The following is a 13,586-nucleotide window of genomic DNA, read 5'->3' on the forward strand; positions in this document are numbered from 1 at the left end:
CACTGCCCCTCTCCCCGGCCCTCTCCCCTGAAGGGGAGAGGGAGTTCATGAAGCACAACGACACGCCCGAGACCCGCTCCGTCCGCCTGCTGCGCGTGGGCGAGCAGGTGCGCCATATCCTCTCGGACATCCTCGCGCGCGGGGAGGTGCATGACGATGTGCTGACCAGCCATGTGGTGAGCGTGACCGAAGTGCGCATGTCGCCCGACCTGCGCCACGCCACCGTCTTCGTGAAGCCGCTGCTGGGCAAGGACGAGGAAGCGGTGATCAAGGCGCTGCGCACCAACACCGCCTATCTCCAGCGCGAGGTCGCCGGGCGGATGAAGATGAAATACGCCGCGAAACTCAAATTTCTGGCCGACGAGAGCTTCGACGAGGGCAGCCATATCGACCAGCTGCTGCGCGACCCCAAGGTGGCGCGGGATCTGGGAGATGAAGGCGATGCGGAAAGCTGATCGCGTTTTGCTGGAGCCGCGCTAGGGTCGCGCCATGGCCAAGCTCTATTTCTACTATGCCAGCATGAATGCGGGTAAATCGACCACGCTGTTGCAGGCCGATTTCAACTATCGCGAGCGCGGCATGCGCACCCTCCTGTTCACCGCGGCGCTCGACGATCGATCGGGCGCGGGGCGGATCGCGTCGCGGATCGGCCTGGATACCGAGGCGGTAGGATTTGCCGCCGACACCGATCTGCGCCTCCACGTCGAGCGCGAGATGGATCACGGCCCGGTGCATTGCGTGCTGGTCGATGAGGCGCAGTTTCTGAGCGGGGCGCAGGTGGATCAGCTGGCGGCGGTAGCCGATGTCCTGGGGATACCGGTGCTCGCCTATGGATTGCGCACCGATTTCCGTGGCGCGCTGTTCCCCGGATCGGCGCGGCTGCTCGCGCTGTCCGACGCGCTGGTCGAGATCAAGTCGGTGTGCCGCTGCGGGCGCAAGGCGACGATGAACCTGCGCGTCGATGCGGAGGGCCGCGCCGTGGCCGACGGCGCGCAGACCGAGATTGGCGGCAACGACCGCTATGTCGCGCTGTGTCGACGGCATTTCACCGAGGCGCTGGCAGCCGCGGATTAGGGTTCAATACGTCCCGTTACGCGACTGCCGCCCGCAAGGAATCAGGTGGAGACGCGCGCGCCCTTCGGCCACGGTGTGTGACGGGGGGATGATGCAGCCGATCGTCGATTCGCTGGCCGTGTGGACGTTACCCGCGATTGCGGCGGTACTGCTCCATGATGCTGCGCAGCGGCTGGTGGCGAGCTGGTTGCCCGCCGAAGCCGATGCACCCGAGCCAATGCCCAGCCGATTGCCCCGTTTCTTGCGCGCGGTCGATCCGGTGGGGACTGTGATCGTCCCGATCGCGCTGGCGCTGTCCGGCGCACCGGTGTTCGGCTGGCCGCGTCACCGTCCGTTCGCGCTGGGCGAGGATGCGCTGGCGCGGCGGCGGCGGCTGATCAGCGCGCTGGCTGGTCCGGTGGCGAGCTTTGCCGCGGCGCTGGTTGCGGCGATGGCGCTGGGCGCGGTGGTCGCAGCTTCGGACGGAACGATGTCCGAGCGAGGCATGGGCTGGCTCGTCACGAGCAATCTGTTCAACTTCATCCTTGCGAATGCGTGCATGACGAGTTTTCACCTGCTGCCGGTCCCGCCATTCGACATGGGCCGGGCATTGAGCGCGCTGTTGCCTGTCCCCGCGCGGCAGCGGCTGCGGCTCGCCGGACGGCTGGTCGTGCTCGCCGTGATCGCCACGGTGGTGGCGATCCCGCTGCTCGACCCGCACGCGCGAGTCGGGGAGTGGATCGCCGCACCAATGATCAATGCGATCACACGATTCGTGCTGGGACTCGTGAACCTCACCGTCTAGGCGCGTACCCCGATGCATGGCTGGATCATTCTCGACAAGCCGCTGGGGCTCGGCTCGACCCAGGGGGTCAGCGCGGTCAAGCGCGCCCTGCGCGACAGCGGCTATGGGCCAAAGCTGCGCGACCTGCCCAAGGTTGGGCATGGCGGCACGCTCGACCCGCTGGCGACCGGCGTCCTGCCGATCGCGGTGGGGGGAGGCGACCAAGCTTGCCGGGCGGATGCTCGACAGTGATAAGGTGTACGACTTCACGATCCGGTTCGGGGTGGAGACCGACACGCTCGATCTGGAGGGCAAGGCCGTCGCCGAATCGGACGTGCGCCCGACTCGCGAACAGATCGCGGCGGTCCTGCCACGCTTTACCGGGCCGATCGATCAGGTGCCGCCCGCTTATTCCGCGCTCAAGGTCGAAGGCGAACGCGCCTATGACCTTGCGCGAAAGGGAGAGGTGGTGACGCTGGCGACCCGCGCGGTGACGATTCATGCGCTCACGCTGGGCGAAACCGATGCCGATTCGGCGACACTGACTGCCCATGTGTCAAAGGGCACCTATATCCGCAGCCTCGCCCGCGATATCGCACTGGCGCTGGGCAGCGTCGGCCATGTCACGATGCTCCGGCGCGTAAAGGCCGGGCCATTCACGCTCGATTCGGCGATATCGCTGGACAAACTGGCCGAATCCGCTAAGGGCCGCACCCTTGAACATTGCCTCCTGCCGCTGAGGGCGGGGCTGGACGACATCCCGGCTCTATTCCTCGAACCCGGTCAGGCAGGGGCTCTCCGCCAGGGGAAAGTTCTGACCGGGATTGCCGCGAATGATGGCCAACACTTTGCGCTGGACGGCGAAACGCCGGTCGCGCTGGTCGAGGTTTCGGACAGAAGCGTCCGCGTCGTGCGCGGCTTCAACCTGTAGAATGATGTCGAAGGAAAACACATGACGATCACGACCGAGCGCAAGGCTGAACTGACCAAGGAACATGGCCGCGCCGAAGGCGATACCGGCAGCCCCGAAGTCCAGATCGCGATCCTGACCGAGCGCATCGTCAACCTGACCAGCCACTTCAAGGGCCATGCGAAGGACAACCATTCGCGCCGCGGCCTGCTGATGATGGTCAACAAGCGCCGCAGCCTCCTCGACTATCTCCGCAAGACGGACGGGGATCGCTACACCGCCCTCATCGCGAAGCTCGGGCTTCGCAAGTAACCGGAAAGGCGGCCTTCGGGTCGCCTTTTTGCCATTTCGGGCATCCGCCCGAATCCAGGGTCACCGGCAATTCGGCCATGAACCCGCAACAGGGGTGACGTCACCCCGCACCGCGCAAGCCGGACAGCTTGCACACAGGCCCCGGACGCATTGGGCGTCCGGTCCAAAGGAAAATACATGTTCGACAAGAAAACCGTATCGATCGAGTGGGGCGGACAAACCCTGACACTCGAAACCGGGCAGGTTGCCCGTCAGGCCGATGGCGCCGTGATGGCGACGCTCGGCGAAACCGTGGTGCTGTGCGCCGTCACCGCCGCCAAGTCGGTGAAGGAAGGGCAGGATTTCTTCCCGCTCACCGTGCACTATCAGGAAAAATTCTCGGCCGCCGGCCGCATTCCGGGTGGCTTCTTCAAGCGTGAGCGCGGCGCGACCGAAAAGGAAACGCTGACCAGCCGCCTGATCGACCGCCCGATCCGCCCGTTGTTCCCCGAAGGGTTCTACAACGAAATCAACGTCATCTGTCAGGTGCTGTCCTATGACGGCGAGAATGAGCCGGACATTCTGGCGATGGTCGCGGCATCGGCTGCTCTGACGATCTCGGGTGTGCCGTTCATGGGCCCGATCGGTGCGGCGCGCGTCGGCTATGTCGATGGCGACTACGTGCTGAACCCGACCAATGAGCAGGTTGCAGAGGGCGATCTCGACCTGGTCGTCGCCGCCACCGGCAATGCCGTGATGATGGTCGAATCCGAAGCCAAGGAGCTGTCGGAAGAGGTCATGCTGGGCGCCGTCCAGTTCGCGCACAAGGCGTGCAAGCAGGTCGTCAACGCGATCATCGACCTGGCCGAGCAGGCCGCGAAGGATCCGTGGGAAATGGCCGAGCAGGCCGACCTCTCGGCCGCCAAGGACAAGCTCAAGAAGCTGATCGGCAAGGACATCGCCGCCGCCTATAAGGTGACCGACAAGTCCAAGCGTTCGGACCTGCTGAACGCCGCACGCGCCAAGGCGAAGGAGGCGTTCTCCGACGCCACCCCGCAGGATCAGATGGCCGCGATGAAGCTGGTCAAGAAGCTGGAGGCGGAAATCGTCCGCGGCGCCATCCTCAAGGACGGCACCCGCATCGACGGTCGCTCGACCACCCAGATCCGTCCGATCGAGGCGGCGGTCCACTTCCTGCCCCGTGCGCATGGTTCGGCGCTGTTCACGCGTGGCGAGACGCAGTCGATCTGCACCACCACGCTGGGCACCAAGGACGCCGAGCAGATGATCGACGGGCTGGACGGCCTGTCCTACTCGAACTTCATGCTCCACTATAACTTCCCGCCCTATTCGGTCGGCGAAGTCGGCCGCTTCGGCGCGCCGGGCCGTCGCGAAGTCGGTCATGGCAAGCTGGCATGGCGCGCGCTGCACCCGGTGCTGCCGAGCAAGGACGAGTTCCCCTACACGATCCGCGTCCTGTCGGACATCACCGAGTCGAACGGCTCGTCGTCGATGGCGACGGTGTGCGGCGGTTCGCTGTCGATGATGGACGCGGGCGTTCCGCTCAAGCGTCCGGTGTCGGGCATCGCCATGGGCCTGATCCTGGAAGGTAAGGATTTCGCGATCCTGTCCGACATCCTTGGTGACGAGGATCACCTGGGCGACATGGACTTCAAGGTCGCCGGCACGTCCGAAGGCATCACCACGATGCAGATGGACATCAAGGTTGCCGGCATCACCGACGAGATCATGCGCGTTGCACTGGCGCAGGCCAAGGAAGGCCGCGCGCACATCCTGGGCGAAATGGCCAAGGCGCTGGGCGAAACCCGCACCGAGCTGTCGGCCCATGCGCCGCGCATCGAGACGATGCAGATCGACAAGTCGAAGATCCGCGACGTCATCGGCACCGGCGGCAAGGTGATCCGCGAGATCGTCGCCACCACCGGCGCGAAGGTCGACATCGACGACGAGGGCGTGATCAAGGTCAGCTCGTCCGACGTCAGCCAGATCGAAGCTGCGATGAACTGGATTAAGGGCATCGTCGAAGAGGCCGAGGTCGGCAAGATCTACAACGGCAAGGTCGTCAACCTGGTCGATTTCGGCGCGTTCGTGAATTTCATGGGCGGCAAGGACGGCCTGGTTCACGTGTCGGAAATCAAGAACGAGCGCGTCGAGAAGGTCAGCGACGTCCTGTCCGAAGGTCAGGAGGTCAAGGTCAAGGTGCTCGAGATCGACCAGCGCGGCAAGGTTCGCCTGTCGATGCGTGTCGTCGATCAGGAAACCGGTGCCGAGCTGGAAGATACCCGTCCCGCCCGTGAACCGCGCGAGCGTGGTGATCGCGAAGGCGCCCGTGGCGGCGATCGCCGTCGCGAAGGCGGACGCGGCGATGGTGGCCGTGGTGGCGACCGCGACCGTGGCCCGCGCCGCGACCGTGGCGACCGCAACGACCGCCCGCGCAGCGAGCGTTCGGAGTCGAAGGACGAGGGCGGCGAGAATATCGGCCTCCCGGCATTCCTGACCGGTGGCAGCGACGACTGATCGCCTGACGGTCGCAAGAACGAAGAGGGCTCCGGGAAACCGGGGCCCTTTTTCGTTTCTGCGCCATTTGCTCGACCCGGAAACTGGCGGTAGCGTGGGCTATCTCGCTCCTCCCGCACAGGAAACCGCCCGTGACGCTTCGCCTTGCCCTTCCATTGCTGCTCGCCGGCGTCGCCGCCCCCGCGCTCGTCTCGAACGCCGCGCCGCAGGCCGCGCCCGCCGCCGCCGATACCCGGGCCGAGGATGCGCGGCTCAATGCGTTTCTCGACACTGCGTTCGACGCCAATGTCGCGCTGAGCCCCGAATCGCAAACCGCGCTCGGCCTCAAGACCAATTACGACAAGCTCGACGACTATAGCCGCGCCAGCGGCGAGAAACGCATGGCGATGGCCGAGGCGACGCTGAAACAGATGCGCGCGCAGTTCGATCCTGCGAAACTCGGCCCGCAGGCGCGGCTGAGCTATCGCCTGTTCGAGACCCAAGTCGAACGGTCGCGCGCGTCATACATGTTCCGCGACTATGGCTTTCCGGTGTCGACCAACGGCAGCCCGGCGGGTCAGATCCCGGTATTTCTGATCAACAATCACCGCATCGCGACGGTCGCGGATGCGCGCGCTTACATTGCCCGGATCGCCGAGGTCGAGCGGGTGATGGGCGAGGTCGCCACGACGATGCGCGATCAGGCGAAGAAGGGCATCGTGCCCCCCAAGATGGTATTCAAGCCTGCGCGCGAGGACGCGCGCAAGGTCATCACCGGCGCGCCATTCGGGCCGGGCGAGGACAGCACATTGCTCGCTGATTTTCGCAAGAAGGTGACCGCGCTCGAAATCCCCGATGCCGAGAAGGCGGCGCTGATCGCGGACGCGGAAAAGGCGCTGACCGGCCCGTTCAAGCGCGGCTTCGACACGCTGTTCGCAGTCCTCGACGAGATCGAGCCCAAGTCGAAAGGAAATGACGGGGCGTGGAGTCTGCCCAATGGCGCGGCCTTCTATGCCAACCGGCTGGCGCAGAATACGACGACCGACATGACCGCCGACCAGATCCACCAGATCGGTCTCGATCAGGTCGCCGCGATCCGCGCGGAGATGGAAGCGGTCAAGGCGCGGATCGGCTATACCGGTAGTCTCGAATCCTTCTTCGAGGTCGTCCGGACCGATCCCAAGCTGAAATTCCCCAACACCGATGCCGGTCGCGAAGCCTATCTGACCGAAGCGCGTGCCGTGGTCGCCAAAATGATGGAGGCAGCGCCGCGCTGGTTCCACCGCCTGCCCAAGGCGAAGCTGGAGGTGCGTGCGGTCGAGAAATGGCGTGAGGGGACCGCGTCGGTCGCTTTCTACAACCGCCCCGCGCCCGACGGATCTCGACCCGGCATCTACTATACCAACCTTGCCAATATGGATCAGGTGCAGAAGATCCAGCTGGAGGGGATTGCGGTGCATGAAGGCGCGCCGGGGCATCATTTCCAGATTGCGCGCGCGATGGAGCTGGAGGGGCTGCCCAAGTTCCGCCGTTTCGGCGGATACAGCGTCTATAGCGAGGGTTGGGGCCTCTATACCGAGCGGCTGGCCAAGGAGATGGGCGGATATGCCGACCCCTATTCGGAATTCGGGATGCTCTCGCTCCAGATGTGGCGGGCGATCCGGCTGGTGACCGATACCGGGCTGCACGCCAAGAAGTGGAGCCGCGAACAGGCGATCGACTATTTCAAGGCGAACTCGTCGATCTCGCCCGCCGATATCGAGCGGGAGGTCAATCGCTACATCAACAATCCGGGCCAGGCGACGAGCTACATGATCGGCCAGCTCAAGATCGCCGAATTGCGCAAGAAGGCGGAAGCCGCGCTGGGCGCGAAGTTCGACATCCGCGATTTCCATGAGGTGGTGCTGGCCAATGGCGCGGTGCCGCTCAACGTGCTGAGCGAGGAAGTCGACCGCTACATCGCCGCGAAGAAGGGCTGAGCGCGATGCGGTCGGTCGTGCTGGTCGCCGGGCTGCTGCTCGCGGGCTGCGCGACCACCGGCCCGGCCGAGGTGCGGGTCGCCTTTGACGCGAAGGGCGTGACGGGGGCGCGGGCGAACGGTGTGTCGGATCGCACCACCGGACGCCGCGTCACCGCCGACGATCCGGTGCGGATCGCCAGCATCTCCAAGCTGGTGGTCGCGCTCGGGGTGATGCGGATGGTCGAGGCGGAGCAGCTCGCCCTGGATCGCGACGTGTCGGAAGTGCTGGGCTGGCGGATGCGCAACCCGGCCTTTCCCGACGCGCCGGTGACCCTGCGCCATCTGTTGTCGCATCGTTCGGGGCTGATCGACCCGGAGGAGTATCGCGTGCCGCTCGGCGACCGGCTTGCCGATGTGATTGCGCGACCGACGTTATGGGACGCACAGCACGGTCCGGGCAGCTATTTCCGCTATTCCAACGTTGCATTCCCGGTGATCGCGAGCGTGATGGAGAAGGCCGGTGGCGAGCGGTTCGACCGGCTGATGCAGCGGTTGGTCCTGACGCCGTTGAAGCTCGATGCCTGTTTCAACTGGTCGACTTGTTCGGACGCGAAGATTGCGCGGCATGTCGTACTGTACCGTGCGAGCGGGGAGACCGCGCTCGACGACCTCAAGGGCAAGCGGCCCGAGTGCGCGGTGATCGCCAAAGATGGCTGCGACCTTGGCGAATACCGGCTGGGGGAAAATGGCGCGCTGTTCTCGCCACAGGGCGGGCTGCGTGCGTCGATGCGCGACCTGGCGGTGATTGGGGCGATGCTGCTGCGCAATGACGGCAGGTTCCTCAGGAAGGAGTCGATCGCCGAGCTGGAGCGCGTAGCGTGGCGCTTCGACGGCGCCAATGGTGACACGACGGGTGGCTTCTACTGCCAGTATGGGCTGGCAGTTACCACATTGCCGACTGCGCGGGCCGGATGCGACGACGACCTGTTCGGCGATGGCCGCACGCGGATCGGCCATGCCGGAGAGGCCTATGGGTTACGCTCGGGGCTGTGGATCGACCGCGCGGCGGGGAAGGGCGTGGCCTTCTTCGCCACCGCAACTCCGCCCACAAGCAAGGGGCGGTCGGCGTTCAGCGTCGAGGAAGAGAAGCTGGCAAAGGGCAGATAGTGGGGAGCTTCTGTTGCCCGGTGCTCCCCGTACCGCTGGAATCCGCTTCTGTTGCCCGGTGCGGTCCAACCGCGCATTTTAGTCTAACCTTAGTCCGTTAGGACTTGGGGTTAGGCCGCAATAGCGAGTGCTTCGTTATCGTTGGCACTTGTGTGTATGGGCCGTCGCGGTGGTCCCATTCCGAACGAAAGAAACGCTTTTCAACACACGTCGATCCTGGTTCGGCCCCGTCAGAAACGGTCTCCAGAAAGCCACCATTTCTGGTGGAGCCGCCGGGTACTGCCCCCGGGTCCGCTGCGTCTATTGCACGCCACAATTTATCGTCATAGCCGGGCGAACCCGGCCTCACCGATATAGGGACGCCAAATCCGATTGAAAAGAGCGGGTTCTGGCGCGGGTCGGTGCCGAAATCTAACAAGAACGATGGGATTTGGCCTTCCCATCGCCATAAACCGCGCGCAAAGAGCATGCCATGCTGACTCAGCGCTCTCGCTATGCCCTGCGCGCCATGCTGTTTCTGGCGAAGCAGCCGCGGGATGGCGCGCCGACGCCGATGACGCGGATCGCCGCCGAAGCGAATGTGCCGCGCAAGTTTCTCGAACTGATCCTGGCCGATCTGCGTGAAGCAGGGTTCATCCTGTCGACGCGCGGCAAGATGGGCGGCTACCGGCTCGCGCGTGCCAACCACCTGATCTCGCTGGGCGAGATCATCCGGGTGATCGAAGGGCCGCTGGCGCTGGTGCCATGCGTCAGCCGCACCGCCTATCGCCCTTGCCTCGACTGCAAGGACGAGGCGGCGTGCGCGATCCGTCATGCCATGGCGCGGGTACGCGACGAAACCGCACGCATCCTCGACGGGACCAGTCTGGCGGATGCCACCGCCGAGGATCTAGCGGCGGCCTAATTTTCTTGGCGCCTGACGGTGCCTCCTCAACTCAAGCGCTTTCGTTCCGCTTGCGCAGTTCGTCCCTGATCTCACGCAGCAGCACCACGTCGGCCGGATCGCTCGGCGCCGCCGCTTCGGGCTTCGGCACGATGCGGTTCACCGCGCGGATCAGCAGGAAGATGATGAAGGCGATGATGAGAAAATTCACCGCCTGGGTCACGAACTCGCCATAGCCGAACAGCGGGACGCCTGCCTTCTTCAGTGCGGCATAGTCGGTCGATCCCTGAAGGTTCTCGGGGACGTCGCCCAGCACCAGAAAGTAGCTGGAGAAATCGAGGCCGCCAAAAATCCTGCCGATTACCGGCATGATGATGTCCTCGGTCAACGACGTCACGATCTTGCCGAACGCGGCACCGATGATCACTGCGACGGCGAGGTCGAGCACATTGCCGCGCGCAATGAAGGCCTTGAATTCGTTGAGCATGGGCGATCCCCCTTTGAGTGCGTGGTGAGGCTAGCCAACGCCTCGCTCCGCTGCAAATTTCCGGTTTCCATTGCGCACTACCCGAGCGCCCCCTAAATGTGCGGTGTCGTATGGATGCGACACACTATGAGGGATTCACCGCGATGAAGCTTCGTCTGGTTGCCGCGCTGGTTGCCGCGGCCATGCTGTCCGCCTGCGGGCTCAACAGCGTTCCGACCGCCGAAGAAACTGCCAAGGCAAAATGGGCCGAGGTGCAGAATCAATATCAGCGGCGCGCTGACCTGATCCCCAATCTCGTCTCCACCGTCCGCGCGGCGGGCGCACAGGAAAAGGCGATCCTGACCGAGGTGACGCAGGCGCGCGCCGCCGCGACTCAGGTGCGCGTCAGCGACGCCGACCTGACCGATCCCGCCAAGCTCGCCGCCTATGACCGCGTGCAGGCCGGCGTGACCCTGTCGCTTCAGCGGCTGCAGGAGGCCTATCCCGAGCTCAAGAGCCAGGCCAATTACGCGACGCTGATGAGCCAACTGGAGGGGACGGAGAACCGCATCGGCATCGCCCGCCGCGATTATAACGAGGCGGTGCAGAGCTATAACACCACCATCCGCACCTTCCCCGACGCGATCGGCGCCAAGATCTTCTACGGTGCCAAGCCGATGGCCCCGTTCCAGGCGACCACGCCGGGCGCCGACACCGCGCCCAAGGTGGACTTCGGGAACAGCAACTGATCGCGCACCGCCTTCTGCCGCTCCTGCTCCTCGCCGGGTGCGGGACGGCAGGGTCGGGGTCGACGCCGGATGCGTCGCCGACATTGCCCGCGCTGACGGGGCGGGTTGTCGATGCGGCGGACCTGCTGTCGCCGGACAAGGAGGCGCTGCTCGACCGTGCGTTGCAGACCACCGAGCGCGCAACGCGCGGCCAGTTCGTCGTCGTAACCTTGCCGACGCTGCACGGCCGCAAGATCGAGGACGTCGGTGTGGAGCTGGGTCGCAAATGGGGTATCGGTAGGGTGGATGTCGATGACGGCGTCATGCTGATCGTCGCGCCCAATGAACGTCAGGTGCGGATCGAGGTCGGCTATGGCCTCGAAGGCGTGCTACGCGACGAAGAGGCAAAGGCGATTATCACCCGCACGATCATTCCGCGCATCCGATCGGGCAACATGTCCGGGGCCATTCTAGCCGGAAGCGCCGCGATCATCCGTGAAATCAATGTACCCGGAGCAACGCCATGAGGCTGATGCACCTTCTTCTCGCCCTGTTGCTCGCCGCCTTTGCGGGGCAGGCGGCATCGGCGCAGAATTTTCCCAAGCTGACCGGGCGGGTCGTAGATGCGGCGAATCTGCTGAGCCCCGCACAGGAGGCTGAGCTGACCGCGATGTCGGACGCGACCGAGAAGGCGACCGGGCGTCAGCTGGTGGTCGCCACGGTGCCGGACCTTCAAGGCTATCCGATCGAGGATTTCGGCTACAAGCTCGGGCGCACGTGGCAGATCGGGCAGAAGGATGCCGACAACGGCATCATCCTGCTGGTCGCGCCCAATGAGCGCAAGGTGCGGATCGAGGTCGGCTATGGCCTTGAGCCGATCATGACCGACGCGCTGTCGGGGATGATCGTCCGCGACACGATCATCCCACGCTTCAGGGATGGGGACATGCCCGGCGGGATCATGGCGGGCGCAACCGCGATCAACGAACAACTCAAGCTCCCGCTCGAAGCCGCTGAGGCGCGCGCCAAGCAGCTAATCGACAGCGGCAAGTCGCGCAAGAAAGACGGCGCGGGCCTGATCGTGCTGATCTTCTGGCTCGCGATCCTGATCTTCGTCGTGCTGCCGATCATCATCGGCGCGGCGCGCGGCAAGAAATATCGCCGTGGCCGCGCGCCGGTGGTGATCTGGGGACCCGGCTGGGGTAGCGGCGGCGGATCGTCCTGGGGCGGAGGCGGTGGCTCCTCCTGGGGTGGTGGAGGCGGCTTTGGCGGCGGGGGAGGTTTTTCCGGCGGCGGTGGCGGTTTCGGTGGCGGCGGCGCATCGGGGGGATGGTGATGGCACGGCGTTTTACAGCTGAAGAACATGCCCGCGTCACCGCTGCGGTGGCGGAGGCTGAGCGCGGTACCGATGGCGAGATCGTGACAATTGTCACCGACTGGTCGGATCATTATCACGATGTCTCGCTTTACTATGCCGGCGCGGCGATGCTGGCGGCCTTGGGTCTGTTCGCCTTCTTCCCCGACCTGCTCGACGCCAAGCTCGCGTTGTTCACCGGCGGTTGGGGGAGGCGGAGCGGCATCTTCAGCTGGCGCTGCTGGTGGTGGTTCAGGCGCTGGTCTTCCTAGGCGTGCGCTTCGGCTTCGAGGCGTTGCCGATGCGCGGGGTGCTGATCCCCGGAGCGGTGCGCGGACGGCGGGTGCGGCGGCGCGCGGTGCAGTTCTTCAAGGCGAGCGCCGAAAAGCGCACTGCCGCGCGTGTCGGCGTGCTGCTCTATGTCAGCCTTGCCGAACACCGCGCCGAGATCGTCGCGGATGAAGCGATCCTGGCCAAGGTCGAGGAAGGCGTGTGGGGCGAGGCGATGGTCGCGCTGGTCGACAAGGTGCGCGCCGGCGACCCGGCGGGCGGCATGGCCGATGCGGTGACGCGGATCGGCGCGGTGCTGACCACGCACTTCCCCAAAACCGCGACTGACCAGAACGAGCTGCCCGACCGGCTGATCGAGCTGTGAGCTTTCCCGACAGCGACGCGCCGGTCGAGACGGTCTGGCAGGGCAAGTTCATCACGGCGAAACGCCAGGGCCGCTGGGAATATGTCGCCCGCGCCCGCGGGATTCGCGCGGCGGTGATCGTCGCGGTGGATGACGACGGGCATCTGCTGCTGGTCGAGCAATATCGCGTGCCGCTCGGCCGCAACTGCCTCGAGCTGCCCGCCGGGCTGATCGGCGATGGCGGCGACGATGAGGCGGTCGAGATCGCCGCCGCCCGCGAACTGGAGGAAGAGACCGGCTATCGCGCGGCGCGGGTCGAATCGCTGGGGGAGTTCTTCTCGTCGCCCGGCATGGTCAGCGAGAGTTTCACTTTGGTCCGCGCGCATGGCCTGACGCGGGTGAGCGACGGCGGTGGGGTGGAAGGCGAGAATATCATCGTCCACCGCGTCAAGCTGGCGGACGTCCCGGCTTATGTCGCGGGTTGCCGCGCACGCGGCGTGGCGATCGACGTGAAGCTGTTACTGGCGTTGGGAAGCAGCCTGCTTCCCTGAGCCTCAGCGAAAATTGTCGGCGTAGGCCTGGAGCTTGAGCGTCTTTACCGGCGCCGGGACGACATGCGCGTCGATTCCTTCGCGCTTCGCATAATCCTGCGCCGCCTCCAGCGTCGGGAAGTTCAGCCGCAGCTGCGCGCGCGTGTCGCCCGATCCGGCCCAGCCGGTCAGCGGGTCGGGGCGCTGCTTGTCGGTCGATCTGAATTCGAGCACCCAGCGGTCGGTGCGGGCGCGACCCGACTGCATCGCGTTCTTGGGGCGTTGATAGATGCGTGCGCTTGCCATGAC

16 protein-coding genes, 1 other RNA gene and 1 pseudogene are annotated in these 13,586 nt (G+C 65.3%); 15 read left to right on the forward strand and 3 right to left on the reverse strand.

Translation table 11 applies throughout. The features are described 5' to 3' along the window. Positions 1–47: 47 nt before the first annotated feature. The 8 genes and pseudogenes from rbfA (at position 48) to LRS12_RS07030 (ending at position 8,682) form a co-directional block, all read left to right on the forward strand. The gene (rbfA, locus tag LRS12_RS06995; RefSeq protein WP_257843929.1) at positions 48–455 is read left to right on the forward strand and encodes a 30S ribosome-binding factor RbfA; all 408 of its coding nucleotides are present in this window, start codon (positions 48–50) and stop codon (positions 453–455) included. A 34-nt stretch (positions 456–489) separates the two neighbouring features. Beyond that, the gene (locus tag LRS12_RS07000) at positions 490–1,074 is read left to right on the forward strand and encodes a thymidine kinase (RefSeq protein WP_257843930.1); all 585 of its coding nucleotides are present in this window, start codon (positions 490–492) and stop codon (positions 1,072–1,074) included. 91 nt (positions 1,075–1,165) lie between these two features. Further along, positions 1,166–1,858, forward strand: coding sequence for a hypothetical protein (locus LRS12_RS07005; RefSeq protein ID WP_257843931.1), 693 nt, complete (start codon positions 1,166–1,168; stop codon positions 1,856–1,858). Between the two features lie 12 nt (positions 1,859–1,870). After that, a pseudogene (gene truB, locus LRS12_RS07010) lies at positions 1,871–2,768 on the forward strand (tRNA pseudouridine(55) synthase TruB). Positions 2,769–2,789: 21 nt separating this feature from the next. Continuing rightward, positions 2,790–3,059 (forward strand): 30S ribosomal protein S15, encoded by a 270-nt coding sequence (gene rpsO, locus LRS12_RS07015; RefSeq protein ID WP_224921952.1) that lies wholly within the window; start codon positions 2,790–2,792, stop codon positions 3,057–3,059. 177 nt (positions 3,060–3,236) lie between these two features. Next, the gene (pnp, locus tag LRS12_RS07020; protein WP_257843932.1) at positions 3,237–5,576 is read left to right on the forward strand and encodes a polyribonucleotide nucleotidyltransferase; all 2,340 of its coding nucleotides are present in this window, start codon (positions 3,237–3,239) and stop codon (positions 5,574–5,576) included. Positions 5,577–5,707: 131 nt separating this feature from the next. Further along, positions 5,708–7,534, forward strand: coding sequence for a DUF885 family protein (locus LRS12_RS07025; protein ID WP_257843933.1), 1,827 nt, complete (start codon positions 5,708–5,710; stop codon positions 7,532–7,534). Between the two features lie 5 nt (positions 7,535–7,539). Beyond that, entirely contained in the window at positions 7,540–8,682 is a 1,143-nt protein-coding gene (locus LRS12_RS07030) for a serine hydrolase (protein ID WP_257843934.1), read from the forward strand. Here the strand turns inward: LRS12_RS07030 and ssrA are convergent. Beyond that, positions 8,681–9,065, reverse strand: a transfer-messenger RNA (tmRNA) gene (ssrA, locus tag LRS12_RS07035). The genes LRS12_RS07030 and ssrA overlap by 2 nt on opposite strands. 89 nt (positions 9,066–9,154) lie before the next feature. Here ssrA and LRS12_RS07040 point away from each other — a divergent pair. Further along, positions 9,155–9,586 carry an Rrf2 family transcriptional regulator gene (locus LRS12_RS07040; RefSeq protein WP_257843935.1) on the forward strand — a complete coding sequence of 144 codons (432 nt, stop codon included), beginning with the start codon at positions 9,155–9,157 and terminating at the stop codon, positions 9,584–9,586. Between the two features lie 31 nt (positions 9,587–9,617). Here LRS12_RS07040 and mscL read toward each other — a convergent pair whose 3' ends face one another. Further along, on the reverse strand, positions 9,618–10,052 hold the full coding sequence (gene mscL / locus LRS12_RS07045) for a large conductance mechanosensitive channel protein MscL (protein WP_257843937.1): 435 nt from the start codon (positions 10,050–10,052) through the stop codon (positions 9,618–9,620). Positions 10,053–10,195: 143 nt separating this feature from the next. Between mscL and LRS12_RS07050 the strand changes: the two genes are divergently transcribed. The 6 genes from LRS12_RS07050 to LRS12_RS07070 all read left to right on the forward strand — a co-directional run bounded on the left by LRS12_RS07050 (position 10,196) and on the right by LRS12_RS07070 (position 13,298). Beyond that, entirely contained in the window at positions 10,196–10,780 is a 585-nt protein-coding gene (locus LRS12_RS07050) for a LemA family protein (RefSeq protein WP_257843938.1), read from the forward strand. 83 nt (positions 10,781–10,863) lie between these two features. Next, positions 10,864–11,286 carry a YgcG family protein gene (locus tag LRS12_RS07055; RefSeq protein ID WP_257843939.1) on the forward strand — a complete coding sequence of 141 codons (423 nt, stop codon included), beginning with the start codon at positions 10,864–10,866 and terminating at the stop codon, positions 11,284–11,286. Continuing rightward, the gene (locus LRS12_RS07060; RefSeq protein ID WP_257843941.1) at positions 11,283–12,095 is read left to right on the forward strand and encodes a YgcG family protein; all 813 of its coding nucleotides are present in this window, start codon (positions 11,283–11,285) and stop codon (positions 12,093–12,095) included. The genes LRS12_RS07055 and LRS12_RS07060 overlap by 4 nt, the downstream gene beginning before the upstream one ends. Next, on the forward strand, positions 12,095–12,385 hold the full coding sequence (locus LRS12_RS19945; RefSeq protein WP_308222984.1) for a hypothetical protein: 291 nt from the start codon (positions 12,095–12,097) through the stop codon (positions 12,383–12,385). The genes LRS12_RS07060 and LRS12_RS19945 overlap by 1 nt, the downstream gene beginning before the upstream one ends. Continuing rightward, positions 12,319–12,768, forward strand: a complete 450-nt coding sequence (locus LRS12_RS07065; protein ID WP_308222985.1) for a TPM domain-containing protein — start codon at positions 12,319–12,321, stop codon at positions 12,766–12,768. Before LRS12_RS19945 ends, LRS12_RS07065 begins: the two co-directional genes overlap by 67 nt. Beyond that, positions 12,765–13,298, forward strand: coding sequence for an NUDIX hydrolase (locus LRS12_RS07070; RefSeq protein ID WP_257843942.1), 534 nt, complete (start codon positions 12,765–12,767; stop codon positions 13,296–13,298). Before LRS12_RS07065 ends, LRS12_RS07070 begins: the two co-directional genes overlap by 4 nt. 3 nt (positions 13,299–13,301) lie before the next feature. On the opposite strand, the gene LRS12_RS07075 is transcribed toward LRS12_RS07070, so the two are convergent. After that, positions 13,302–13,583, reverse strand: coding sequence for an ETC complex I subunit (locus tag LRS12_RS07075; protein WP_257843943.1), 282 nt, complete (start codon positions 13,581–13,583; stop codon positions 13,302–13,304). Positions 13,584–13,586 lie beyond the last annotated feature (3 nt).

This window comes from Sphingomonas sp. J344 (assembly GCF_024700005.1).
Classification (GTDB): Bacteria; Pseudomonadota; Alphaproteobacteria; order Sphingomonadales; family Sphingomonadaceae; genus Sphingomonas.